Source organism: Nocardia lijiangensis NBRC 108240, from assembly GCF_001613045.1.
Lineage (GTDB): Bacteria > Actinomycetota > Actinomycetes > Mycobacteriales > Mycobacteriaceae > Nocardia > Nocardia lijiangensis.
Window position 1 is genome coordinate 13,585 of the sequence record NZ_BDBP01000023.1, and the last position, 23,862, is coordinate 37,446.

General features: G+C 68.5%; 20 protein-coding genes, 1 tRNA gene and 1 pseudogene. 15 read left to right on the forward strand and 7 right to left on the reverse strand.

Going from position 1 to position 23,862, the window contains the following annotated elements; translation table 11 throughout:
* Positions 1–350: 350 nt before the first annotated feature.
* The 3 genes from NL1_RS09220 to NL1_RS09230 all read left to right on the forward strand — a co-directional run bounded on the left by NL1_RS09220 (position 351) and on the right by NL1_RS09230 (position 6,715).
* Complete coding sequence (locus tag NL1_RS09220; protein ID WP_067836492.1) at positions 351–5,291, forward strand: NAD-glutamate dehydrogenase; 4,941 nt, start codon at positions 351–353, stop codon at positions 5,289–5,291.
* Positions 5,292–5,545: 254 nt separating this feature from the next.
* Positions 5,546–6,004 carry an acyl-CoA thioesterase gene (locus tag NL1_RS09225; RefSeq protein WP_444980015.1) on the forward strand — a complete coding sequence of 153 codons (459 nt, stop codon included), beginning with the start codon at positions 5,546–5,548 and terminating at the stop codon, positions 6,002–6,004.
* 45 nt (positions 6,005–6,049) lie between these two features.
* The gene (locus tag NL1_RS09230) at positions 6,050–6,715 is read left to right on the forward strand and encodes a DUF8185 domain-containing protein (protein ID WP_067836497.1); all 666 of its coding nucleotides are present in this window, start codon (positions 6,050–6,052) and stop codon (positions 6,713–6,715) included.
* A 659-nt stretch (positions 6,716–7,374) separates the two neighbouring features.
* On the opposite strand, the gene NL1_RS09235 is transcribed toward NL1_RS09230, so the two are convergent.
* Positions 7,375–7,686, reverse strand: a complete 312-nt coding sequence (locus NL1_RS09235) for an AzlD domain-containing protein (protein ID WP_067836500.1) — start codon at positions 7,684–7,686, stop codon at positions 7,375–7,377.
* A gap of 209 nt (positions 7,687–7,895) precedes the next feature.
* Positions 7,896–8,540, reverse strand: a pseudogene (locus NL1_RS09240) (AzlC family ABC transporter permease); the annotation flags it as partial.
* 79 nt (positions 8,541–8,619) lie between these two features.
* Here NL1_RS09240 and NL1_RS09245 point away from each other — a divergent pair.
* Complete coding sequence (locus NL1_RS09245; RefSeq protein ID WP_067836503.1) at positions 8,620–9,189, forward strand: helix-turn-helix domain-containing protein; 570 nt, start codon at positions 8,620–8,622, stop codon at positions 9,187–9,189.
* A gap of 3 nt (positions 9,190–9,192) precedes the next feature.
* On the opposite strand, the gene NL1_RS09250 is transcribed toward NL1_RS09245, so the two are convergent.
* Entirely contained in the window at positions 9,193–9,909 is a 717-nt protein-coding gene (locus tag NL1_RS09250; protein WP_245673160.1) for an HNH endonuclease, read from the reverse strand.
* A 241-nt stretch (positions 9,910–10,150) separates the two neighbouring features.
* Here NL1_RS09250 and NL1_RS09255 point away from each other — a divergent pair, with 241 nt between their 5' ends.
* The 7 genes from NL1_RS09255 to NL1_RS09285 all read left to right on the forward strand — a co-directional run bounded on the left by NL1_RS09255 (position 10,151) and on the right by NL1_RS09285 (position 14,837).
* Entirely contained in the window at positions 10,151–10,555 is a 405-nt protein-coding gene (locus NL1_RS09255; RefSeq protein WP_067836506.1) for a globin, read from the forward strand.
* 60 nt (positions 10,556–10,615) lie between these two features.
* Entirely contained in the window at positions 10,616–12,271 is a 1,656-nt protein-coding gene (locus NL1_RS09260; protein WP_067836509.1) for a glycoside hydrolase family 13 protein, read from the forward strand.
* A 93-nt stretch (positions 12,272–12,364) separates the two neighbouring features.
* Positions 12,365–12,643, forward strand: a complete 279-nt coding sequence (gene ctaJ, locus NL1_RS09265) for an aa3-type cytochrome oxidase subunit CtaJ (RefSeq protein ID WP_067836512.1) — start codon at positions 12,365–12,367, stop codon at positions 12,641–12,643.
* On the forward strand, positions 12,630–13,094 hold the full coding sequence (locus NL1_RS09270) for a DUF5130 domain-containing protein (RefSeq protein WP_067836515.1): 465 nt from the start codon (positions 12,630–12,632) through the stop codon (positions 13,092–13,094). The genes ctaJ and NL1_RS09270 overlap by 14 nt, the downstream gene beginning before the upstream one ends.
* 148 nt (positions 13,095–13,242) lie before the next feature.
* The gene (locus tag NL1_RS09275; RefSeq protein ID WP_067836517.1) at positions 13,243–14,046 is read left to right on the forward strand and encodes an NAD(P)H-binding protein; all 804 of its coding nucleotides are present in this window, start codon (positions 13,243–13,245) and stop codon (positions 14,044–14,046) included.
* A 177-nt stretch (positions 14,047–14,223) separates the two neighbouring features.
* On the forward strand, positions 14,224–14,640 hold the full coding sequence (locus NL1_RS09280; RefSeq protein WP_156094761.1) for a hypothetical protein: 417 nt from the start codon (positions 14,224–14,226) through the stop codon (positions 14,638–14,640).
* Positions 14,637–14,837, forward strand: a complete 201-nt coding sequence (locus NL1_RS09285; protein WP_067836523.1) for a DUF6186 family protein — start codon at positions 14,637–14,639, stop codon at positions 14,835–14,837. The genes NL1_RS09280 and NL1_RS09285 overlap by 4 nt, the downstream gene beginning before the upstream one ends.
* Positions 14,838–15,239: 402 nt before the next feature.
* Here the strand turns inward: NL1_RS09285 and pepN are convergent, their stop codons facing one another.
* On the reverse strand, positions 15,240–17,828 hold the full coding sequence (pepN, locus tag NL1_RS09290; RefSeq protein ID WP_067836526.1) for an aminopeptidase N: 2,589 nt from the start codon (positions 17,826–17,828) through the stop codon (positions 15,240–15,242).
* A gap of 320 nt (positions 17,829–18,148) precedes the next feature.
* On the opposite strand from pepN, the gene NL1_RS09295 reads away from it, so the two are divergent.
* Positions 18,149–18,979: a phosphoribosylaminoimidazolesuccinocarboxamide synthase gene (locus tag NL1_RS09295; protein WP_067836528.1), complete on the forward strand. Its 831-nt coding sequence runs from the start codon at positions 18,149–18,151 to the stop codon at positions 18,977–18,979.
* A gap of 52 nt (positions 18,980–19,031) precedes the next feature.
* Here the strand turns inward: NL1_RS09295 and NL1_RS09300 are convergent, their stop codons facing one another.
* The gene (locus tag NL1_RS09300; protein WP_067836530.1) at positions 19,032–19,508 is read right to left on the reverse strand and encodes an NUDIX hydrolase; all 477 of its coding nucleotides are present in this window, start codon (positions 19,506–19,508) and stop codon (positions 19,032–19,034) included.
* Between the two features lie 93 nt (positions 19,509–19,601).
* On the opposite strand from NL1_RS09300, the gene NL1_RS09305 reads away from it, so the two are divergent.
* The 3 genes from NL1_RS09305 (at position 19,602) to NL1_RS09315 (ending at position 22,055) form a co-directional block, all read left to right on the forward strand.
* Positions 19,602–19,678, forward strand: a tRNA-Lys gene (locus tag NL1_RS09305).
* Between the two features lie 756 nt (positions 19,679–20,434).
* Positions 20,435–21,202 (forward strand): pirin family protein, encoded by a 768-nt coding sequence (locus NL1_RS09310; RefSeq protein ID WP_067836625.1) that lies wholly within the window; start codon positions 20,435–20,437, stop codon positions 21,200–21,202.
* Between the two features lie 211 nt (positions 21,203–21,413).
* Complete coding sequence (locus NL1_RS09315) at positions 21,414–22,055, forward strand: hydrolase (protein WP_067836533.1); 642 nt, start codon at positions 21,414–21,416, stop codon at positions 22,053–22,055.
* Positions 22,056–22,221: 166 nt separating this feature from the next.
* Here NL1_RS09315 and NL1_RS09320 read toward each other — a convergent pair whose 3' ends face one another.
* Entirely contained in the window at positions 22,222–23,454 is a 1,233-nt protein-coding gene (locus NL1_RS09320) for an RNA polymerase sigma factor (protein WP_067836535.1), read from the reverse strand.
* On the reverse strand, positions 23,451–23,852 hold the full coding sequence (locus NL1_RS09325; protein ID WP_067836539.1) for a YciI family protein: 402 nt from the start codon (positions 23,850–23,852) through the stop codon (positions 23,451–23,453). The genes NL1_RS09320 and NL1_RS09325 overlap by 4 nt, the downstream gene beginning before the upstream one ends.
* Positions 23,853–23,862: the final 10 nt, after the last annotated feature.

A 23,862-nucleotide genomic window follows, 5' to 3' on the forward strand; every position in this document is an offset into this window, starting at 1 on the left:
GGCCGCTTCACCGAAGAAACTGCGGAGTAATATCCGCGGGCGGTCGCTCCATCGAAGGAAATACGGTCGGCCCCATCTCGTCCCCGAAACTGACTAAGGTGGGAAACGTGCAAGCGCAGGCGCTCTCCGGGCAATGGGTCGTTCCCACCTCGATCGCGTCTACGTGACGTTGCCGGTCCGATCGGGTGCTGTGCCGAGACCGTCGACCTCGGCAATTCAGCGGCGAACGCACGGTATCGGTGAACACCCTGCATTTGGAAGGGAATTCACCCCCGCGTCAGCACGGCACAGTTACCCTCGGACCGGCGTCACTTTGTTGCGGAACCGAATCCGAGGGAGTTGGCGAAAAAATGACGGTCTCGTCCGAATTGTCCGGTGCGGCGTGGGCCGCGAGTTTGCCGCAGTCGCTGCGCGGTGATCTCGCGACCCTCGAAGAGGCGTATTTCCGCCACGTCGACGCGGGCGATGTGGACTGTGCAATCACCGGTATCACCCAGATTTTCCGGCGACACCTGGAATTGGCGATGACGCGCCAGACCGGTCGCGCCCTTGTCCAGGTCTATCACCCGGACGACGGGTCCGGGCTCGGCGCCGCGGTCCAGGTCGTGACCGACGATATGCCGCTGCTGGTCGAATCGATCTCCTCGTCGCTGAGCCGCGCCGGGCTGAGCGTCAGCGAGGTGATCCATCCGATCTTCGAGGTGGAGCGGGACTCCGACGGTCGGCTGACCAGGGCAGTACCGCACGAGGTGGACGCCAACGGCTCGATGGCGCTGCGTGAGTCGTGGATGCACCTGCAACTGCATCCCTCCACCAGCCGCGCCCAGCTCGACCACATCGAACAGTCGATGCCGGACGTGGTGGCCGACGTGCGACAGGTCATCGGTGACACCGAGGCCATCAGGCAGGTTCAGAGCGCCCTGGCCGACGATCTGGAACGGGCGGCGAAATCCGGCTCCGCGCCGTTCCCCGCAACCGATCTGGTCGACTGCGGCAATCTGCTGCGCTGGCTCGGCGAGGGTAATTTCACGGTGCTCGGTTACGCCCGGTACCGTCTCAGCACCGAGGGCGACAAGACGGTGTCGAATCCGTTGCCCGGCACCTGCCTCGGCGTGCTGCGCCCGGACGTCGGTACCGATTTTCGTGTCCCGGTCAACGGCGCCGATCGTCCGTTGCTGACTTTGATCCAGGGACTGGTGCCCGCCACCGTGCACCGTTCGGTGTACCCGTATTTCGTGGGCGTCGCCGATTTCGACGAGTCCGGCGCGATCATCGGCGAGCATCTGTTCATCGGCGTGTTCACCGTGACGGCCATGCACGAGAACGTGCTCGACATTCCGTTGATCGGTCGCCGGGTGCGCTCGGTGATCGAGGAGAGCGGATTCGACCTGGACTCCTTCTCCGGCCAGGCCATGCTCGAGGTCATCCAGAGCTTTCCGCGGACCGAGCTGTTCTCCTCCGACGCCGAGACCATGCGGCGCACCGCGACCGCGGTGCTCAACGTCGGCCTGCGTCGCCAAGTCCGCCTTTTCCTGCGCCTGGACACCTACGGCCGGTTCGTGGCCTGCATGGTGTACCTGCCGCGCGACCGCTACACCACCCGGGTGCGGCTGGAGATGCAGGAGATCCTGGTCCGCGAACTGGGCGGCGAGTCCATCGACTATTCCGCGCGGGTGAGCGAAAGCGAGCTCGCCAGTGTGTATTTCACGGTGCGGATGCCCGAGGCCGGGTTCACCGTGCCCGCCGAAGCGCCCGTCGTCGCCGACACCTCCGAAGCCAACCGGTTGCGCATCCAGCGCCTGCTCGCCGAGGCGAGCAACACGTGGGACGACCACCTCAACGACGAGGTGAGCACCTCGACGGTGCTCGATCCCGCGGTGGTGCAGCGCTACGTCGCCGCCTTCCCCGAGGGGTACAAGCAGGACTTCAGCCCGGGCCGCGCCCTGCGCGACATCGGCAGGCTGGAGCGCATGGCCGAGGGCGCCATCGCCCAGCACCTCTACCGCAAGCCGGAATCGGAGCCCGGCTCGTGGCGCTTCTCCCTGTACATCGGCGGCACCGGCATCTCGCTGAGCCAGGTGCTTCCGGTGTTGCAGAGCCTCGGCGTCGAGGTGGTCGACGAGCGGCCCTATCAGCTCCAGCTCGACCCGGCCACGCCCGGCGGCCCGAGCGTGGAGCGCTGGATCTACGATTTCGGGCTGCTCGCGCGCCCCGAATTGCTGCGCAGCTCCCTGGACCGCGACCTGGACGCGGAACTGCTGGAAGCCCCGGCGCGGGCCGACGTCCTGGAGGCGGAGGTGCGCGGGCTGCGCGAACGTTTCACCGATGCGTTCGCGGCGGTCTGGTACGGCCGCGCCGAGGCCGACGGACTCAACGAGCTGGTGCTGCGTGCGCGGCTGCCATGGCGCGCCGTGTCGATCCTGCGCACCTACGCGAAATACCTTCAGCAGGCCGGTTTTCCGTACAGTCAGGCCAACATCACCCGGGTGCTGCTGGCCTACCCGGATGTGGCGCGGTTGTTCGTCGACCTGTTCACCGCGCGGTTCGACCCGGACACCGTGTCGGCCGAGCACGCCGCCGAGCTGGAGACCCAACTGCGTGCCCGCGTCGACGAGGTGGTGAGCCTGGACGCCGACCGCATCCTGCGCGCCATCCTCGGCCTCGTGAAGGCGACACTGCGCACCAACTACTATGTGGCCGACTTCGAGGGCATGTCGCGCGACTACGTCTCGATGAAGGTCGAGCCGCGCGAGATCGCCGAATTGCCCAAGCCGCGACCGCAATTCGAGATCTTCGTGTACTCGCCGAGGGTCGAGGGCGTGCACCTGCGCTTCGGTCCGGTGGCGCGCGGCGGCCTGCGCTGGTCGGACCGCCTGGAGGATTTCCGCACCGAGATCCTGGGCCTGGTGAAGGCGCAGGCGGTGAAGAACGCGGTGATCGTCCCGGTCGGCGCCAAGGGCGGATTCGTGGTGAAGCAGCCGCCCGCCTCGACCGGCGATCCGGTCGCCGATCGGCAGGCGCTCGGCGCCGAGGGCGTCGCCTGCTACCGCACCTTCATCTCCGGCCTGCTCGACATCACCGACAACGTCGACCTGACCACGGGCCGGGTGCTGCCGCCCGCCAGGGTGATCCGCCGCGACAGCGACGACACCTACCTGGTGGTCGCCGCCGACAAGGGCACCGCGACCTTCTCCGACATCGCCAACGGCGTGGCGCAGGGCTACGGGTTCTGGCTCGGCGACGCCTTCGCCTCCGGCGGTTCCGCGGGCTACGACCACAAGGCCATGGGCATCACCGCCAAGGGCGCGTGGGAGAGCGTGAAGCGCCACTTCCGCGAGATGGACATCGATACCCAGACCGAGGACTTCACCGTGGTCGGCATCGGCGACATGAGCGGCGACGTGTTCGGCAACGGCATGCTGCTCTCCGAGCACATCCGGCTGGTCGCGGCCTTCGACCACCGGCACATCTTCCTCGATCCGAATCCGGATGCCGCGCGGTCGTTCCGGGAGCGGCAGCGCATGTTCGCACTGCCGCGGTCCTCGTGGGCGGACTACGACACCTCGCTGATCAGCGCGGGCGGCGGCGTCTGGGATCGCACGGTGAAGTCCGTGCCGATCAGCCCGCAGGCGCGGGCGGCGCTCGGCCTTGCCGACGAGGTCGAGTCGCTCTCGCCGCCGGAACTGGTGCGCGCGATCCTGCTCGCGCCCGCGCAGCTGCTGTGGAACGGTGGCATCGGCACCTACATCAAGGCGAGCGCCGAGTCCAACGCCGACGTCGGCGACAAGTCCAACGACCCGGTGCGCGTCAACGGAAACCAGTTGCGGGTCAGGGTGATCGGCGAGGGCGGCAATCTGGGCGCCACCGCGCTCGGTCGCATCGAGTTCACCCGCAACGGCGGCAAGATGAACACCGACGCGCTGGACAACTCCGCGGGCGTGGACTGCTCCGACCACGAGGTCAACATCAAGGTCCTGCTCGACGGCGTGGTCAGCGGCGGGCTGCTGTCCGAGGAGGAGCGCAACCCGCTGCTCGCGTCGATGACCGACGAGGTTGCCGAGATGGTGTTGCGGGACAACGTGTCCCAGAACTTCCTGATGGGCATGGCCCGCTTCGAGGCGCCGCGCATGATGAACGTCAATATGCGCCTCGTCGACGAACTCGAACAGCGCCGCGGCCTGGACCGCGAGCTCGAGGCGCTGCCCTCTCCCGCGGAGATGAAACGGCGTCAGGAGGACGGCGCGGGCCTGTGCTCGCCGGAACTGGCCAATCTCATGGCGCACGTGAAGCTTTCGCTCAAGACCGACCTGCTCGACTCCGATCTGCCGGACATGGCCTACTTCGCGGCCCGGCTGCCGGAGTACTTCCCGACGCCGCTGCGGACCCGTTTCGGCAGCGCCATCAAGAAGCACCGGCTGCGCCGGGAGATCGTCACCACCATGATCGCCAACGAGATGGTGGATTACGGCGGGATCAGCTACGCGTTCCGGCTGACCGAGGAGGTGGGGGCGACGACCATCGACGCGGTGCGCGCCTTCGCCGCGACCACCGAGATCTTCGACCTGCACGCCATGTGGGCGCGGATCCGATCGGCCGACGTCCCCATCTCCGTGCGTGACGAACTGGAGCTGGAGACGAAGCGCACCCTCGATCGGGCCTCGCGCTGGCTGCTCAGCAATCGTCCCCAGCCGATCGCAGTCGGCGCCGAGATCAACCGGTACAGCCGGGGCGTGCGCGAGCTGGCCTCGAAGGTGCCCGGCTGGTTGCGCGGCCACCACGTGGCGACGCTGACCGATCAGTCCGCCGAGTTGATCGCGCGCGGCGCGCCGACCGATCTGGCCACCGAGGTGTTCGGCCTGCTGACTCTGTTCCCGCTGCTCGACGTGCTCGACATCGCCGACATCACCGACCGCGACGGCGAGGAGGTCGGCGCGCTGTACTACGCGCTGAACGACCACCTCAAGATCGATTGGCTGCTGCAGGCGGTGAGTCACCTGGAGCGCGGGGACCGCTGGCACGCGCTGGCCAGGCTGTCGCTGCGCGACGACATGTACGGTTCGCTGCGCTCGCTCACCCTGGACGTGCTCTCCGCCGGTGAACCGGAGGAGACCGCCGACGAGAAGATCGCCTACTGGGAGTCGAAGAACCAGTCCAGGCTGGGTCGCGCGCGGGCGGCGCTGTCGGAGCTGTTCGAATCCGGGGCCCACGACCTGGCGACGCTGTCCGTGGCGGCGCGGCAGGTGCGCAGCATGGTCAGCGGCGTCGGCGCGCAGTCGGAGGTGCCGCGCTAGGCGTACGCGGCGGGGGTTGCGCCGAGTCGGCGGCACCCCCGCCCATCGCCCCCGTCAGGACCCGTCGGGACGATATTGCGATACTGGTCGTCGAAGATCGGTCTCGGTCCGGGCCCGCCCCGGGTCGCCGTGTTGGAGTTGTCGGATTTTCCAGACCCACGATCTCGCCTCGTCTGCCTGTTGCGGCGCCGCAGCGTGTGCGTCCTGGTGGGTGACTGGGCGTCCACCGGAGGTACCACGCAGTGACTAATTCGTTGAACGGTGACGGGAAGAGCTACGGGGGTTCCGTGCTGCTGCCCAAGCGTTTTCACGCCAAGGTCGAGATCCGATGGTCCGACATGGATGTGTTCCAGCACGTCAACCACGCCAGGATGGTGACGCTGCTGGAAGAGGCGCGTATCCCGTGGCTGTTCGAAGAGGGCCGCCCGACCTCCGCGCTGCGGTCCGGCTGCGTCCTGGCCGACCTGCGCGTGCGCTACCGCGGTCAGCTCCGTCACGAGGACACCCCGCTCGACATCGCGATGTGGATCGAGCAGTTGCGTGCGGTCGATTTCACGGTCGGCTACGAGGTGCGGGCCAACGGCGCAGCGCCCGATTCGCCGCCCGCCGTGCTCGCCACCACCCAGCTCGCCGCGTTCGACATCGACACCCAGCGCCTGCGCCGCCTCACTGACCCGGAGCGCGACTACCTCACCGAGTGGATGGACAAGTGACCGCGACGTGCTGATCGCCGGTCCCATGACGACAGAGTGGTTGTGATGGCAGAGCAGCGCGTGCTGCACGTTTCCGACCCGGCCGAACGCGAGAACCTCGCCACCTTCCTGAGCAGGGCCGTCCGGCTGGACCAGGCCGCGGTAGTACGGCTGCGCCGCCGCGGCGAGCGCTACGTATCCGCCTGGGTGGCTACGGGTTTCGAGGCGCTCGCGGTGCGCACGGTGATCGCCGAGCTCGGCGTGGACGACGTCACCGTCGGCGCCGATATGGTGCTGTCCGGACTGCGCTCGGGCAGCCCGCTCGACCTGGGGTATTCGATGGACTCGGCGTGGCGCGGCGCGCTGCCGCCCGCCGAGGGATTCGCGCACGTCGACGATGTGCCCGCGCGCACCCTCGTCGAATTGGCCGAGCGCGGCGCGGAATTGGCCAGGGAGCACGGCAGCCAGCACGGGCCGCCCGCCTCGCTGCTCGACCAGACCGTGCTCACGGTCTCGGCCGCCGACACCAGCGTGGAGGTGCCGATGCGCGTCGTCTTCGCGCTCACCGCAATGGATTTCATCCCGCACTCCGGCGAAAAGGTCGAAGCCCGCCGCATCCCGCCCACCGAGATCGTGCGCGTGCGCGCCACCCCCACCTGGCTGCGTCTGGACGCCCGCTACGGCTCGGTCGCCCGCCGCCGCGCGGGCAGCATCCCGCTCCTACCAAACTGACGCTGCGGCGCAGCCGGTCGACACCGCCGCTGAGCTGGCGGTGGTCATGCTGCGACCAAAGCGCCGTGCGCTACGAGCCGCCTTTCGCATGCGAACGCGTTAGACCGTGAGCCGACAGCCGACAGCCGACAGCCGACAGCCGACAGCCGACAGCCGACAGCCGACAGCCGACAGCCGACAGCCGGTAGCCGGGCGGCATAGTCGCCGTGAGCCGTGAGCCGTGAGCCGTGAGCCGTGAGCCGTGAGCCGTGGGTGCATCGCGGTGTGGCAGACCTGGTCGGCGAGGCTTCGTCGCGGATCAAGACTGCGACGAGCCGCAGGACGGCGGTAGTGGCCGCGGCGGCCAATATCACATGAGCAGCGGACTGTGCCGCCATGAGGGGACACCGCCAACGATTGCCACGGCGGGTCGGGCTGAGTCGTGGCGTCAGGGAGCGCCGCGGTGTGGCAGACCTCGTCGGCAAGGTCTCGTCGCGGATCAAGACTGCGACGAGCCGCAGGACGGCCGTGGTCGCAGCGGCGGCCAAGATCACATGAGCAGCGGACTGCGTCACCATGCGAGGACCACCGCTGACGTCTGCCATGGCGGGTCGGGCTGAGTCGTGGCGTCAGGGAGCGCCGCGACGTGGCAGGCATGACTGCCGAGTCGCTGTGCCGGATCAGGAGACTCCGACGAGCCGCAGGACGGCGGTGGTGGCCGCGGCGGCCAAGATCACGACGAGCAGCGGGCTGCGTCGCCATGCGAGGACACCGCCGACGATCACTCCGGCGGGCAGTGCGACGCCGACGTGTCCGGTACCGAAGGGCAGGGTCGTCACGGCAACCAGCGCGGCCAGCAGCACGACCGCGCCGATCTCCAGCAGCTGGCGCGCACGTTCCGGGAAGCGGATGCGGCTGCGCAATGCGGGTCCGGCCCAGCGGAAGGCGTAAGTGCCCGCCGCGAGGGCGATCACTCCGGCGGCCAACATCATCGGGCCTCCTTCGGTCCGCAGTCACAGGGTTCGTAGCCCTTCGGCGTAGAGGGCGCGTCGTCCGCCGAGATGCCTGGCACATCGCACGCGGCGGCGGTCGCGGAGTGCCGGTCCTTCGCGAAGCTCTCCGCGGAGTGTCGTTCGTCGGTCGCGTCGCTTACAGGCCCGTGCTCGTCTCGCGCGGTGCGTCCCAGCGCGATCGCCGCGACCAGCACCCCCGAAAGAGCAAGCAGCACCGGCAAACCCGCGGGCAGGAACGGCGCGCTCACCACCGCGACACCCGTGCCGACACACACCGCCCCGAACGTCGTCCGGTCGCGCAACGCGGGGATGACCAGGGCGAGCAACACCGCGGGGAACACCGCGTCGAGCCCGAGCACCGAGGTGTCCGGCACCACCGTGCCGATGAGCGCGCCGAGCGCCGCGCCCCCCGGCCAGGCGAGCAGGACGCCGAGACCGCAGGCCCAGTAGACGGCGCGGCGGCGGTCGGGTTCGGCTTCGGCCAGCGCCATCGCGACCGCCTCGTCGTTCATCACGTGCACACCGATCAGGCGCCGCCATCCGGTGCCAACGACATCGGGCACCGACAACCCGTAGGGCAGGTGCCTCGCGTTGACCAACAGCCCGGCCAGTGTGGCGGCGATCGGATTGCCGCCCGCGGCGACGATGCCGATGAACAGGAACTCCGCGCCGCCGGCGAGCACGACGGTGCCGAGCAGCACCGGCAGCCACACCGGGAAACCCCCGGCCACCGCGGTCGTACCGTAGGAGACGCCGATGACGCCGACCGCGAGGCAGACCGCCGCGATGCCGGACAACGTCTCCCGGTCGAGTGTTCGCCATATCGAACGCATGTAGCTTATAGTGAACATGGCAGGCCGGTTCGTCAATATGGTTTTCTGTTGAGCGGTTCGGACTCGACGGGAGCTGGGAATGGCGCAGAACCACACGACGACGGCGACGCCGCAGGCGGTGATCGCCGCCTCGCTGCGCCGCGAGCGCACCCGCGCCGGGCTCTCCCTGAGCGAGGTGGCCAACCGGGCGGGCATCGCGAAATCGACGCTGTCGCAACTGGAATCGGGCAGCGGCAATCCGAGCCTGGAGACACTCTGGGCGCTGTGCGTCGCGCTGGACATGCCGTTCTCCCGATTGCTCGACCCGCCGCGACCCGCCGTTCAGGTGATCCGCGCGGGCGAGGGTCCCGTCTTGGCGGCCGAACAGTCGGAGTACCGGGCGACGCTGCTCGCTTCCGGTATGCCGAACGCCCGCCGCGACCTGTTCCGGATCACCGCCGAACCCGGACATGCCAGGGAATCGGATCCGCACATTCCCGGCGTCATCGAGCACGTGCTGCTGGCGACGGGTCGCGCGCTGGCGGGGCCGATCGAGGCTCCGGTGGAGCTGGGGCCGGGCGACTACATCTCCTACCCGGGCGACGCGCCGCACACTTTCGAGGCGCTCGAACCGGGGACCTGGGCGACGCTCGTCGTCGAGTACGGCTGAATCTCAGGCGGCGCCTTCGCCGAGATACTGCAACCAGACCGGATCCAGATCGGACGTCGTGGACAGCAGCCGCCAGTGCGGCCCTTTCGGGGAGATCAACGGTGATCGCAGCGTCCAGCCCAGCTCGCTGAGCAACTTGTCGGCTTTGCGGTGGTTGCACGGTGCGCAGCTGGCCACGCAGTTCTCCCACGAATGCTCGCCGCCGCGGCTGCGCGGGATGACGTGGTCGATGGTTTCGGCCTTGCCGCCGCAGTATCCGCAGCGGTAGCGGTCGCGGTGCATGAGCGCGGCCCTGGTCATCGGGACGCGGGCGCGATAGGGGACGCGCACGTAGGTGCGCAATCGGATGACCGAGGGAATGGCCACCTCGGCTCCGGCGGAATGGACGACCGGGCCTTCGGGATTGTGGTGCACGGCGTCGGCTTTGTCGCAGATGAGCAGGACGACGGCACGGCGGGCGGACAGCGCGGTGAGCGGCTCGTAGGTGGCGTTCAGAAGCAACACCCGGCGCTTCAACCAGTGGGCGGTCTCGGCCTGGACCGGCGTGAGGTGGTGACCGTGATCGGCGCGATGAGGAGCCTCACCGGGACGGTGTGATCCCGGATGATGTTCGGACAAGATGTGCAGCGGAGTAGCCCCCGACCCACGATTGTGGACGTCGGCGGGCTGGAGTTGTCGGTGGGTCCTGGCCTCGTGTGACCGGCCATGCCGCTGCTTCATCTGGATGACCCCGATTTCGTCAGGTTCAAGATCATGTGCTATCTCCCGCGGAGATTGTCACCAATATGACCATGGAACACGCGTCATTGCACGGTGATTTCGCACAATGTTGGGTTAACTGCGGCTGAAGAGCCGCCGCTCCGCTACCTGAACCCGCCGTCGCGCGCCCCGTCCTGCCGTGGCGTCCCGTCTCGCGACGGGCACAATGGAGTGCGGGGATCGGACCAATCGAGAGGACCTGATGAGTTCGGGCGAGCAGACCACGACGTCGTTCTACGAGGCGGTCGGCGGTGCGGAGACGTTCCGGCGGATCGTGGCGGTGTTCTATCGCGAAGTAGCCGCCGACGAGATCCTACGCCCGCTCTACCCGGAGGAAGACCTCGGCCCCGCCGAGCGCAGGCTGCGCATGTTCCTCGAGCAGTACTGGGGCGGTCCGCGCACCTACTCCGACGAACGCGGCCATCCGCGCCTGCGCATGCGGCACATGCCGTTCACCATCGGCCCGCTCGAACGCGACGCCTGGCTGCGCTGCATGCGGATCGCGGTCGCGGAGATCGAGCCGGACCTCCTCGACGACGTTCGCCGCAAGGCCCTGCTCGACTACCTGGAGATGGCGGCGTACTCGCTGGTGAACGCGCCGATGTGAGACGCGGTGCGACCACCGGCAGAAGCAAGGATTCGCTGTGGATTTGCCAGATAGTGAGACATGCCCTCTCCCAAGGGGAATTCGCCCCATGGCTTTGGCACTATTACGAACGTGACAGCTACACCTGCCGTGCCGTCGTCGGCGGATCGCAGCGGCCAACCGTGGTGGCGATCCGCCGTGTTCTACCAGGTCTACCCCCGGTCCTTCGCCGATTCCGACGGCGACGGCATCGGCGATCTGGGTGGCGTGCGCGAGAAGCTCGGCTATCTGGAACTGCTCGGCGTCGACGCGCTGTGGATCTGCCCGGTGATGCGCTCGCCGATGGCCGACGGTGGCTACGACGTCGCCGACCCCCGCGATATCGACGCCCTCTTCGGCGGCATGGCCGCCTTCGACGCGCTCGTCGCCGCGGCGCGCACCCGGGGACTCAAAGTCACCATGGACCTGGTGCCGAACCACACCAGCAGCGAGCACCCCTGGTTCCAGGCGGCGCTGACCGCCGCGCCGGGCAGCCCGGAACGGGCACGCTACATCTTCCGTGACGGGCGCGGACCCAGCGGTGACGAACCGCCCAACAACTGGCCGAGTATCTTCGGCGGCCCCGCCTGGACCAGGGTCACCGAGCCCGACGGCACGCCAGGCCAGTGGTACCTGCACCTCTTCGCGCCCGAACAGCCGGACCTGAACTGGGAGAACCCCGAGGTCGTCGCGGATTTCGAGCAGACGCTGCGCTTCTGGCTCGACCGCGGGGTGGACGGTTTCCGCATCGACGTGGCGCACGGCATGGCCAAACCGCCCGGGCTGCCGGATATGCAGACCGTGTCCACCAAGATGCTCATCCACGACGACAGCGATCCGCGCTTCAACAACGCGGGCGTGCACGACATCCACCGCCGCATCCGCAAGGTGATCGACGAGTACCCGCACGCGGTGTCCATCGGCGAGGTCTGGGTCGACGACAACACCCGCTTCGGCGAATACGTGCGACCCGACGAACTGCATCTGGCCTTCAACTTCCGCCTGGCCGAGACCCCGTTCACCGCCGACGCGATGCGTCATGCCATCGACAACTCGCTGGCCGCGGTGGCCCCGGTCGGCGCCGTGCCCACCTGGACGTTGTCCAATCACGACGTCGAGCGCGAGGTCACCCGCTACGGCGGTGGCGCGGCCGGGCTGGCACGGGCCAGGGCGATGATCCTGGTCGAGCTGGCACTGCCCGGCGCGGTGTTCATCTACAACGGCGCCGAACTCGGCCTCCCGAACGTGGACGACCTGCCGGAGGAGGTGCTGCAGGACCCGGTGTGGGAACGATCCGGGCACACCGAACGCGGGCGCGACGGCTGCCGGGTGCCGATCCCGTGGGAGGGCGACCGGCCGCCGTTCGGGTTCACCACGTGCGAGCGTTCGTGGCTGCCGATCCCGCCGGACTGGGCCGGGCTGAGCGTGGAGGCGCAGCTCGAGGAACTCGGGTCGACCGTCTCGCTGTACCGGTTGGCGATCGAATTGCGCCGTCTGCGACCGGAATTCGCCGGTCCGCGGATCGAGTGGTACGGCAGCCCCGCGGGGTGCCTGGCGTTCCGCCGCCCCGGCGGACTGGTCTGCGTCCTCAACGCGAGCGCGGCGCCGATCCCCCTGCCGCCCGGCGAACTGCTGTTGGCCAGCGCACCGCTGGCGAGCGGGCACCTGCCTCCCGACGCGGCGGCCTGGCTGGTCTGATGTGGGTCCCGCGCGCTCGCGGTCGGGTTTCGACACGGGGCGAGTGGACGACCGGTCGAGCGTCTACTACACAGCATCGTCTACCGTTAGGCCGTGAGCATTCTCGAGACAGTGCTGATCTTCGTCGGCATCCCGCTGGTGATCTACGCGGCGATCGCTGGATTGTCGTTTCTCGGTAAGCCGCTGCCCGGCGAGAAGCCGGTTCACTTCGAACTCGGACAGAAGTGGACCGCGGATCCGGTGCTGTGGAGTGCTACCGACGAGGTGACCGGACACGGCCACCACGACACCGCTCAGTCGCATGGCAGTCATGCGGCTATCGAATCCGCCCAGGTTGAGCTGATCGGAGGCCGGGCAAGTGGCAAGTTCTAATTGGCCCGCGGTGGTCGAGGCCGACCTCCCGCACGGGTACGCCCTCACCAGCAGCGGACGCGTGTCCGGTGTGCACGAGGCAGGCGATGTCTTCAAGGAAGCCCCGTTCAGCGATGAAGAGCGGCTCGCCATGGACAACACGCTGACCGAGGCGACCAGGGCGACCAAGGTGCGCTTCAACATCTACGTCGGCGATTTCGGCGCCGACACGGCCGCGGGCGCGGACGCGCTCTTCTCCTCGACCCCCGAGGCGGCGCGTTCGGTGCTCATCGCCGTCTCGCCCAACGAGAAGGCGATCGAGGTCCGCTCCGGCCACGACGTGGCCGACCGCGCGAACGACCGCGTCTGCCAGCTCGGCGTCACCGCCGCGCTCAGCTCGATCCGCCAGGGTCAGCTGATCGACGGCTTGATCTCCGCGGTCCGCGTGATGGCTGCCGCCATCGGTCGCTGACCCCACACGTCACCAGCGTGCTCGCGGCGCGCTCACCCGAATTCGGGTGAGCGCGCCGCTGGCGTTTCCGGGTGTTCTTGCGGCGCTGCGATATTGGGATCGTGAATGGGGGTTGTCGGGAGCGCCGGACCGCAGGCACCGTGGATGGATGAAGATTCTTGTCACCGGAGCCACCGGCAACATCGGACGGATGGTGGTCGATCACCTGATCGCGGGCGGCGCCACGGATGTCAGGGCACTGTCGAATCACCCCGAGCGGGCGAGCTTCCCCGCGGGCGTCGAGATCGCACACGGCTATCTGCGGCGGCTGTCCACGCTGCCCGCCGCGTTCGAGGGCGTCGACCGCATGTATCTCGCGCCGGTGCTGGAAACGGTGGACGAGGTCGTCGCGCTGGCGAAGAAGGCGGGCATCCGGCACATCGTCGACCTGTCCGGTGACGCGGACACCGATTGGCAGCCCGTCGCGAAAGCCGTCGAGAGCTCCGGCCTGGACTGGACCCACCTGTACGCGGGCGAGTTCAGCGAGAACGCCGTCCTGTGGGCCGAGCAGATCAAGGCCTCCGACGAGATCCGCGATCCGCACCCGCGTGCCGCGAACGCGCCCATCGCCATGGACGACATCGCCCGAATCGCGGCGGCGGTGCTGCTCTCCGACGGGCACGCGGGCAACACCTACGAGCTGACCGGCCCGGAAACGCTCACCAGGGCCGACAAGATCCACAGCATCGGCGCCGCCCTCGGTCGTGACCTCACTGTCGTGCAGACGCCGCGCGACGAGGCCATCCGGATGCTCGAACCATCCATGGGGCCCTACGCGGAGTGGTACGTCGACGGGATCGCGAGCATGGTCGAGCATCCGCAGCGCCCGACGACCACCATCGCGGACGTCACCGGCGCACCGGCCACCACCTTCGCCCAGTGGGCGCGGGACAACGTCGAACTGTTTCGCTGAGGCTCGTACTCGGCGGGCGTGGTCCCGACGGCGGCGATGTCTGGTGTCGGCAGACCGTTGAGTCCTGATGTCGGCGGCACGGCGGGCACAGTCTCGCTCGGTGGTGGCGAGCTAGGGAGATCGTTCATTTCCGCTGACCCGCGCACTCCGCCGCTGCCGCGGTCGTATCCTGCGACGGTGGCAGCGGAGTCGACGCCCGCCGCGCGTCCGTCGAGCGGAAGGCGCGCGCTCACGGTCGTCTGCGTGGTCTCGGTGGCGGCGGTCGGCGCGCTGACCCAGCCGTTCGGCTGGCCCGCGACCGTCCTGGTTCTGGTCGTGGGCGCGGCGGCGTTGGTCCTCGCCATCCGTGCACCGCGCTCCGTCGAGCCGAAGGCCCCACCGCTGCGCCGGGGTACGGCGGCGTGGTCCGCGCTGCTGCTCGCGGCCGCCGGGTGGGAGGCGTACGCGTATGTGCGCCAACCGGATTGGACGAAGCCGAGCGACCAGCACCCGACCCTCTCCACGCTGCTCGATCCGGCACTCGAACAGGGCCCGCTGCGCTTCGCGGGCTGGCTGATCTGGCTGGCCGTCGGCCTATGGCTGGTGACGCGATGACCGAACGCGCCCTCGTCATCGCGGGTTTCGCCATCCTGTGCGCACTAGCCCTCGGCCTGACAACCCTCGCCCACCTACGCCCGAACCTGCTCGCACCGCTCAGCAAAGTGGCCACCGCAGCACTCGCCCACCGACCGGTGCGAATCATCGCAATGCTCTGCTGGGCCTGGCTCGGCTGGCACTTCCTCGCACGCTGACCGCACGCCCCGACCTCGCATAGCCTTCACACGCGTCGCAGAGGCTGTAAGCGCTGCGAGGCGTCGAAAGGTATGCGAAGACGGTCCCACACAGGCATCGAATGCCGCACATAGGCGCCGACGCTGTGAGGGGTTGAAAAGGTGTGCGAGCACGGTGTGCCGTGGGCTCGCCTCCGACCGAGTGCTCCTCGGTCGGCCGAGCGCCTGCGTTGGTGCTTCCCGCAGGCTGAGCCTGGGTCAGCTTGGAGTGACGCGGCTGGCACTTCCAGCCGAACGTCTCCCGGCGAGACGGTTCCCACAGGCATCGCATGCCGCACATAGGCACCGGCACTGTGGTGCGTTGAAACGGTGTGTGAGATCGGTGCGTCCGGAGGGGTTGCGGCCCCTCCGGACGCACCGGGGCTACTGGGCGTCGAAGGTTCGGGCGCGTAGTGAGCGTTCGATGCCTGCCTTGCCTTCGGAGACCAGGCGGCGCAGGGCGGGCGGGTGGTTCTCGGCGAGGAACTTGTCCGCCACGGCGACCGCGTCGTCGGTGATCTCCCAGGCCGGGTAGAGGCCGACGACGACCGTCTGCGCGACCTCGCTCGAGCGGCGCTCCCAGACCGCCGGGATTTCGGCGAAGTAGCGTTCCACGAACGTGCCGAGCAGCTCGCCCTGGCCCGCCGGGGCGAAGCCGCCGACGATCGCGCGCGCGGTGATGTTGGGGAGTGAGTCGTCGTCCATGACTCGGCCCCACGCCTCTTCCTTGACCTCGGCGATCGGTCGCGCGGTCGCCGCGGCCGCGGCCTGGCGCTTGCCCGCCGCCGTCGGGTCGTTGGCGAGCTCCCGATCGATGGTCGGCGTGGCCGCGCCCTCGGCGTCGATCTCGCCCGCCGCGGCGAGCGCGGTGACCAGCCGCCAGCGCAGATCGGTGTCGACCGTCAGACCGGCCAGCCCGAGCGTGGCCGGATCGCCGTCGAGCAGCTCGCGCAACACCTCGGTGTGCCGGGCCAACAGCCGGGCCCCGGTCAGCGCGTTGACGAAGGCGAGCTGGTGATCCGAGCCCGGCTCGGCCGCACGCGCCAATTCCAGCAGGCGGTCGGCGAATTCGGGCCAGCCGACTGAGTTCGCCCACGCCGGCTCGGCGTAGCTGCCGATCGCGGTGTGCGCCTGCATGAGCAGCCGCTGCACCACGCCGATCTCGGACTCCGCGCCGACGCCGCGCTGGACCAGGGCGACGAAGTCGCGAGCCTTGAGTTCGGCCTGCCTGGTCATCTCCCACGCCGCCGACCAGGCCAGCGTGCGGGGCAGCGGTTCGGCGATGTCGGCGATCCGGTTGACGAGCACGTCGAGCGAGTCGGCGTCCAGCCGCACCGAGCAGTAGGTCAGGTCGTCGTCGTTGATCAGCACGAACTTGCCGCGCGGCACGCCGACCAGCTCGGGCACCTCGGTGCGCTCGGCGGCATCGAGGTCGAGCTCGACGCGATGGGTGCGGACCAGCTTGCCGTCCTGATCGTCGTAGACGCCGACCGCCAGCCGATGCACGCGCCGCTCACCCGCGCCCGGAGCCGCGCCTTCCTGGATCACCGCGAAGGAACCGAAGTTCCCGTCGGCGTCGACCTGGAAATCGGGGCGCAGGATGTTCAGGCCGGTGGTCTTGAGCCACTGCGCGCCCCAGGTGGACAGGTCGCGGCCGGAGGACTTCTCCAGCGCGCTCAGCAGGTCGTCGAAGGTGGCGTTGCCGTAGGCGTGTTCGGCGAAGTAGTCGCGCAGACCCGCGAGGAACGGCTGGAGTCCGACGTAGGCCACCAGCTGCTTGAGCACGCTCGCGCCCTTGGCGTAGGTGATGCCGTCGAAGTTGACCTCCACCGCGGCCAGATCCGGGATGTCTGCGGCGATCGGGTGCGTGGAGGGCAGCTGATCCTGCCGGTACGCCCAGGACTTCTCCACGTTCGCGAAGGTGGTCCACGCGTTGGCGTACTCGGTGGCCTCGGACTGGCACAGCACCGAGGCGAAGGTGGCGAACGACTCGTTCAGCCACAGGTCGTCCCACCACTTCATGGTGACCAGGTCGCCGAACCACATGTGCGCCATCTCGTGCAGCACGGTCTCGGCGCGGCGCTCGTAGGACGCGCGGGTCACCTTGGAACGGAAGACGTAGTCCTCCAGGAAGGTCACCGCGCCCGCGTTCTCCATCGCGCCCGCGTTGAACTCCGGCACGAACAGCTGGTCGTACTTGCCGAAGGCGTAGGGCACGCCGAAGTTGTCGTGGTAGAAGCCGAAGCCCTGCTTGGTCTCGGTGAAGAGGCGGTCGGCGTCCATGTGTTCGGCCAGCGACGCGCGGCAGAAGATGCCGAGCGGGATCGAGCCGTGCCCGTCGGTGTAGGTGTCGGTCCACTTCGCGTACGGGCCCGCGATCATCGCGACGAGGTACGTGCTCATCCGCGGCGTGGTGGCGAAGGTGTGCACGGCGACTTCGCCTGCGTCCTCGCGGCTACCCGCGCCGTTGGAGACGACCTCCCAGTCGGCGGGCGCGGTGGCGGTGATGTCGAAGGTGGCCTTCAGATCCGGCTGGTCGAAGCAGGCGAACATGCGCTTGGCGTCGGCGGTCTCGAACTGCGAGTACAGGTAGACCTTGTCGTCGGTGGGGTCGACGAAGCGGTGCAGACCCTCGCCGGTGTGCGAGTACACGCAGTCGGCCTCGACGACCAGCTCGTTGCGTTCGGCCAAGTCGTGCAGCGCGATGCCTTTGGCCTCGTCGTAGTCGGAGACGTCGAGCGGGGCGCCGTTGAGCACCGCCGAGCGCACGCCCGCGGCGACGATGTCGATGAAGGTGCTCGCGCCCGGCGTCGCGGTGAAGGTCACCGTGGTCTTGGAGCCGAACGTCTCGCCGACCGCGGCGTCCGCGCCGGCCGGCTGGTCGGTGAGATCGAGTTCGATGCGGTAATTCTCGACGCCGACCGTGGCGGCGCGCTCGATCGCCTGGTCGCGGGTGAGATTCGGGGCAGACATGGAACTCCTTCGCTCTTCGACGAACACGGCACGGTGCGAACTCGCGGCGGGTCACCCACCGAGAGCACGACAGCGTCCACAATGCCACCGGGCGGGTCCGCCCGCGCAGAACTTTCTCGCCAACCCTAGTCTCGCCGCCCGCGACCAACCGTCGTCGCAGAGGTTTCGTACGCCTCGCAGACGTTGCAGTCTTTGCGAGGCGTACGAATGCTCTGCGAAGTACTCCTGATAGCCGGAGGCGGGGCATCGGGGCCGGTGGAGGGCGGCGGTATCGTTCGTGTGCAGCGCAGACACACATCCAAGGATTCGGAGGCTCCACGTTGAAGCATGTGCACGCCGGTAAGGTGCGCGACCTGTACGAGGACGGCGACACGTTGCTGCTGGTCGCCTCCGATCGGGTCTCGGTGTACGACGTGGTGCTGCCGACGCCGATCCCGGACAAGGGCGCGCTGCTGACGCAGCTGTCGAACTGGTGGTTCCGGTTCTTTGCCGACGTGCCCAATCACGTGCTGTCCACCACCGACGTCCCCGCGGAGTTCGCGGGCCGCGGCGTCCGGGTGAAACCGCTGAAGATGGTGCACGTGGAGTGCATCGCCCGCGGCTATCTCACCGGATCCGGCCTGAAGGAGTACGAGCGCACCGGCACCGTCTCCGGCGTCGCGCTGCCGCCCGGCCTGCGCGACGGCGACAAGCTGCCCGAGCCGATCTTCACGCCCACCAGCAAGGCGTCCGAGGGTCACGACGAGCCGATCACCTTCGCCGACGTCGTGAACCAGGAGGGCCGCGAGGTCGCCGAGCAGCTGCGCACGCGCACCCTCGACATCTATCTGCGCGGGGCCGACCACGCTGCGAGCAAGGGCGTCATCATCGCCGACACGAAGGTCGAATTCGGCTGGGACGGTGACGTTCTCACCCTCGGCGACGAGGTGCTCACCTCCGACTCCTCGCGTTTCTGGCCCGCCGACCAGTGGGCGCCGGGCCGGCCGCAGCCCTCCTTCGACAAGCAGTTCGTCCGGGACTGGTCCACGTCGACGGGGTGGGACAAGGAGCCCCCGGGGCCGGAGATTCCGGCCGATATCGTGGCGGCCACCCGGCACAAGTACCAGGAGGCCTACGAGCTCATCACCGGCGAGAAGTGGGCGTCGGCCTGAGCGTTGCCGGATGTGCGCGCCGTCGGGCTCGGCGTTGTCGGGGTCGATCGGATTACGCGCGCAGGTGTTCGGCGAGGCGGTCGAGGTAGGGCCGCTGCCCGCTGACGAGTTTGTCGCGGGCGGCGGCGAGATCGAACCACTCGGCGCGATCGATCTCCGGGAAAGCGACTAGACGGCCGGAGTGCGGAGGCCACTCCATCTCGAAGGTGCCCGGGTCCACCGCGGCCGGGTCGAGATCGCCCTCGACCGCCCACGCGCTGAGCCGCTTGCGTCCGCTGCTGTACTGGACATCGCCCAGCGGAACCCATTCCCCTTCGGGCGCGGGCAATCCCAGCTCTTCGGTGAATTCGCGGCGGGCGGCCAGCGCGGCGTCCTCGGTGTCCGGATCGTATTCGCCTTTGGGGATCGACCAGGCGGCGTTGTCTTTGCGCGCCCAGAAGGGTCCGCCCATATGGCTGAGCAGGACCTCGGGATCGCCCGCCGGGCTGCGGCGGAACAGGAGAACGCCCGCGCTGAATGTCGCTGTCACACCAGCAGTCTGCCGCGCCACGCCACCGGAGCGCTGCACGGTCGGCAGCCGTGTCGGCGCTGATGCCCACGGCGCATGAGACGGGCGGACCTCCGCGCATCAGCTCGATCCGTAGAGCAGCTGACTCTTGATCAGCGGGTTCGGGGTTCGAGTCCCTGATGGCGCACCCAAATTAGCAGGTCAGGCCCGATATCGTGATCGGGTTCGTTCCGCTCTACCGGACCGTCACCAAAAGAACACCAAAATTCGCCACCAACGGCTCCTCGGTCGGCCGTGCAGCAGTCCAAGCTGCATGCACCACATTGGACAGCCGCGGTGGAGACCCAGATGCCTTGTCGGTAACAGATTTTGCTCCGGTGCCGTGACGACTCCCGCAACCTCGACACTCTGTCGCAACCACCGATGCGAATGCGGCGCCGGCGCGTAGCCGCAACACGCTTCTGCCGTATCCGGATGTTCGGATCGGAGTATGACGCTCGTCGGCCCGGTCTCTCGCTATTCCCTCGCGCATGGCAGGTCCGTTCTGGCCGATCAGCGGCACCCGCCAGCGCCGGGTCCAGGAGCTTCTCGGCCATCTCGGCACGCCGATCCCAAGCCAGCGTGCCCCGAAGTGAGCCGCGCAGGTTGGTGACTGCGGTGATGAGGCTGTCACGGACGACCTCGCCGCCGGTGCGTTCGGCGCCGAGGTCCCCGAACCACCTAGCGGCTGGATTGTTCCATGAGCATCGCGGCGCTAGGACCGAGCGCCGCCCGGTAGCCAAGTCCGACCTTATTTGGTAGACATGGCAACTAATAAGTGGACACGACAACCGGATGCGGCGTGATCGCTGGCGGAAATAGTTCCGCTCCGACGCTGGTTAGTTTCCATGGAAACCAAATTGCGGGTCGGCGATCAGGTCGGCACCGATCTTGGAGGAGGGCACCTCATGAGCACCATCGACTTGACTCCCGCCGTCGACATCCGCCGCGCCGAGGACCGGTTCAAGTCCGACTTCGGCTGGCTGGATTCCAAGCACTCGTTCTCCTTCGGCCACCATTTCGACCAGGCCAACACTCATCATGGGCTGCTGCTGGTCAACAACGACGACATCGTCGATCCCGGTACGGGGTTCGACACCCATCCACACCGCGACATGGAGATCGTCACGTGGGTGCTGGAGGGCTCGCTGGTCCACCAGGACTCCACCGGCCACAACGGCGTGATCTACCCCGGCCTGGCCCAGCGCATGAGCGCCGGCACCGGCATCCTGCACTCGGAGAAGAACGACTCGTGGCGGCTCAGCGGCGACGTCCACCAGGAACCGGTGCACTTCGTGCAGATGTGGGTGGTGCCCGACGAGGCCGGTATCACCCCCGGTTACGAGCAACTGGAGATCGAGGCGGAACTGCTGTCCGGTAGTCTGCTGCCGGTCGCCTCGGGTATGCGCAAACATGACGGCCACGCCGCCATCCGGATCCGGAACTCGCACGCGGCCCTGTACGCCGCGCGGCTCGCCCAAGGACAGTCGGTGCACCTGCCCGACGCGCCGTTCCTGCACCTGTTCGTGGCCCGCGGCGCGGTGACGCTGGAGGGTGCCGGCCCGCTGCATACCGGCGACGCGGTGCGCTTCACCGCTACCGGCGGCCAGCAGGTCACCGCGAGCGAGCCCGCCGAGAACCTGGTCTGGGAAATGCACGCTAGCGTCCAATTCTGACCTTCGGTGCCCATCCACCGTCAGGGTGACCGTTCCGCGCAGCTCTCCTCGTCGGTGCCGCATCCTGCCAGGCCGCCACCGCAATAGCACCCGGGTACGCACAACCACCACACCGAGACACGGCACTCCCGAACCAGTGAGACTCAGCCGACCGGTGCCTACTGCAGGGCGCCCCGGCATCGTCCGACTGCCGATCAAGAGAGAGAAGACGATGGCCAAGCTCAATCCTGAGCCGATCCGCGACCCGCAAACCGATCACCTTCTGACACCGCAGAACTGTGCCATCGTGTTGATAGACTTTCAACCCGGCCAATACGCCACCGTGAGGTCCACTACCCGTGCCGAGATCGACCTCGGCGCCATCACACTGGCCAAGCTGGCCCACGCCTACCGGATACCGACTGTGGTATCCACTGTGGCGGTCGGGATGGGTGTCAACCAACCCACTGTGCCCGAGTTGACGAACGAGCTGCCGGGCGTAATCGAAATCGATCGGACCGGCGTGAATTCCTGGGAGGACGCCGACTTTCGCGCCGCCGTCGAAGCCACCGGCCGTAAGAAGATGATCATGGCCGGCCTCTGGACCGAGGTCTGCTTGGCATTCCCCGCCCTTGACATGCTGAATGAAGGCTACGAGGTTTACCCCGTCATCGACGCCGTCGGAGGGGTCTCCCCCGTCACTCACCAGACCGCAATCACCCGCATGGTCCAGGCCGGTGCCCACCCCGTCACCTCGTTGGCCCTCGGCTGCGAACTGATGCGCAACTGGGCCCGCTCTGACGCAGACCTCTACCGGGTCATCATCAACGACTACTTCCATCGCAAGCGTCGAATCGACGACATCGTCGGATGATTGCCCAGCGAGTGGTACACAGGCTCGGCAGAGCCCAAGAGCCGCACGGATGTTCATGCGATGCCGCGGCTGCTGTGCGACGCCCGACCCGCCAGCGCCGGTGGTCCCGGTTCGCAGACGCTAGCCTCTCAGCGCCAGTGATCCCGGTTCGCGGACACCCTCCCTCTCACCGCCGCAACGCCGTTTCCTGGTGCAGTCGCGCCGCACGCAGCGTCAGATAGTCCCGCTCCGGCAGGCTCGTGGTGCGCCGGGCCGCCGCGGTGTAGTGCACGATGGCGGCCGCGTACTCGCCCGCCATCTCGTGCAGGTGCCCGCGCACCGCGTCGAGCCGGTGACCGGCACCCGCGAGCGAGTCGTCGAGAGTGTCGATCAATGCGAGTCCGGCCGCCGGACCGTGCACCATCGCGACTGCCACGGCCCGGTTGAGGGTGACCATCGGATTCGGGGAGATGCGTTCGAGCAGGTTGTAGAGGGCAAGGATGCGCGGCCAGTCGGTGTCCTCGGCGCGCAGCGCCTGCCCATGCACGGCCGCGATGGCCGCCTGCACCTGATAGGCGCCGGTGAGCCCGTGCGGGAGGGTGTCCGTGATCAGCCGTACGCCCTCGGTGATCATGGCCCGATCCCAGCGGCCGCGCGGCTGTTCGGCCAGCGGGATCAGCTCGCCGTGCGGTCCGACGCGAGCGGACCGGCGGGCGTCGGTGAGCAGCATCAGCGCCAGCAGCCCGGTGACCTCGACGTCGTCGGGCAGCAGACGGTGCACGGCGCGGGTCAGCCGGATCGCTTCGCCCGAGAGGTCGGTGCGTTGCAACGCGGCGCCCGAGGTGGTGGTGTGCCCCTCGGTGAAGATCAGATACAGCACGTGCAGCACCGCGCCGAGCCGCTCCCGCCATTCGGCGTCGCCGGGCCGGGCGAACGGGCGATCCAGCGCGGCGAGGCGCTTCTTCGCCCGTGCGATGCGCTGACCCATGGTCGGTTCCGGCAGCAGGAAGGCGTGCGCGATCTCCGCGGTGGTGAGTCCACCCACCGCCCGCAGCGTCAGCGCGATCGCGCTGGCCGAGGACAGCGCCGGGTGACAGCACAGGAAGAACATCGCGAGGGTGTCGTCGTGGTCCACGGCCTCGGCGTCGGGCACCTCGCGCTCGAATACCGTGGCCTCCCTGCGCCGCCGGGCCGACTCGGCGCGCACCGCGTCGGCCATCCGGCGCTGCGCGACCTGGATGAGCCAGCCGCGCGGATTGTCGGGCGGCCCCTCGGCGGGCCACTGGGTGGCCGCCGCGAGCATCGCCTCCTGCAGCGCGTCCTCGGCGGTGTCGAAATCGCCGAACCGGCGCACCAAGACGCCGAGGACCTGGGGCGCCAGTTCGCGCAGCAGGGCCTCGGCGTCGGGCGGGGTGGTCACTGTTCGACGGCGGGAGCGCTCATCACCGCGCGCACTTCGATGTACTCGCCGATCGGCTTGCCGCCGGGGCCCGGCGCGGCCGAAGCTTGGGCGGCGATCTGCAACGCCCGCTCGGGGCTGTCCACGTCGACGATCCAGTACCCGGCGAGGAACTCCTTGGTCTCGGGGAACGGGCCGTCGGTGATCATCGGGGCGGAGCGCCCGTCGGAGCTGACCAGCCGCGCCCCCTCCGGTCCCGCCAGACCCTGCGCGTCGACCAGTTCGCCCGACTTCGCCAGTTCCGCGCCGAGCGCGCGCTGGAAGTCGATGTGCGCCGCGATGTCTTCCGGCGCCCACTCCGAGATCGGGGTGTCGCAGTAGGCGGCTTCGCTGTAGGTCTTGAGCAGCATGTATTTCATAGTCGGCTCC

Excerpts from the sequence above, each read along its gene's own strand:
- NL1_RS09220 (WP_067836492.1), top strand. The coding sequence starts at position 351 with ATGACGGTCTCGTCCGAATTGTCCGGTGCGGCGTGGGCCGCGAGTTTG.
- NL1_RS09230 (WP_067836497.1), top strand. The coding sequence starts at position 6,050 with ATGGCAGAGCAGCGCGTGCTGCACGTTTCCGACCCGGCCGAACGCGAG.
- NL1_RS09235 (WP_067836500.1), bottom strand. The coding sequence starts at position 7,686 with ATGATGTTGGCCGCCGGAGTGATCGCCCTCGCGGCGGGCACTTACGCC.
- NL1_RS09245 (WP_067836503.1), top strand. The coding sequence starts at position 8,620 with ATGGCGCAGAACCACACGACGACGGCGACGCCGCAGGCGGTGATCGCC.
- NL1_RS09250 (WP_245673160.1), bottom strand. The coding sequence starts at position 9,909 with ATGAAGCAGCGGCATGGCCGGTCACACGAGGCCAGGACCCACCGACAA.
- NL1_RS09255 (WP_067836506.1), top strand. The coding sequence starts at position 10,151 with ATGAGTTCGGGCGAGCAGACCACGACGTCGTTCTACGAGGCGGTCGGC.
- NL1_RS09260 (WP_067836509.1), top strand. The coding sequence starts at position 10,616 with ATGCCCTCTCCCAAGGGGAATTCGCCCCATGGCTTTGGCACTATTACG.
- NL1_RS09275 (WP_067836517.1), top strand. The coding sequence starts at position 13,243 with ATGAAGATTCTTGTCACCGGAGCCACCGGCAACATCGGACGGATGGTG.
- NL1_RS09285 (WP_067836523.1), top strand. The coding sequence starts at position 14,637 with ATGACCGAACGCGCCCTCGTCATCGCGGGTTTCGCCATCCTGTGCGCA.
- pepN (WP_067836526.1), bottom strand. The coding sequence starts at position 17,828 with ATGTCTGCCCCGAATCTCACCCGCGACCAGGCGATCGAGCGCGCCGCC.
- NL1_RS09310 (WP_067836625.1), top strand. The coding sequence starts at position 20,435 with ATGAGCACCATCGACTTGACTCCCGCCGTCGACATCCGCCGCGCCGAG.
- NL1_RS09315 (WP_067836533.1), top strand. The coding sequence starts at position 21,414 with ATGGCCAAGCTCAATCCTGAGCCGATCCGCGACCCGCAAACCGATCAC.
- NL1_RS09325 (WP_067836539.1), bottom strand. The coding sequence starts at position 23,852 with ATGAAATACATGCTGCTCAAGACCTACAGCGAAGCCGCCTACTGCGAC.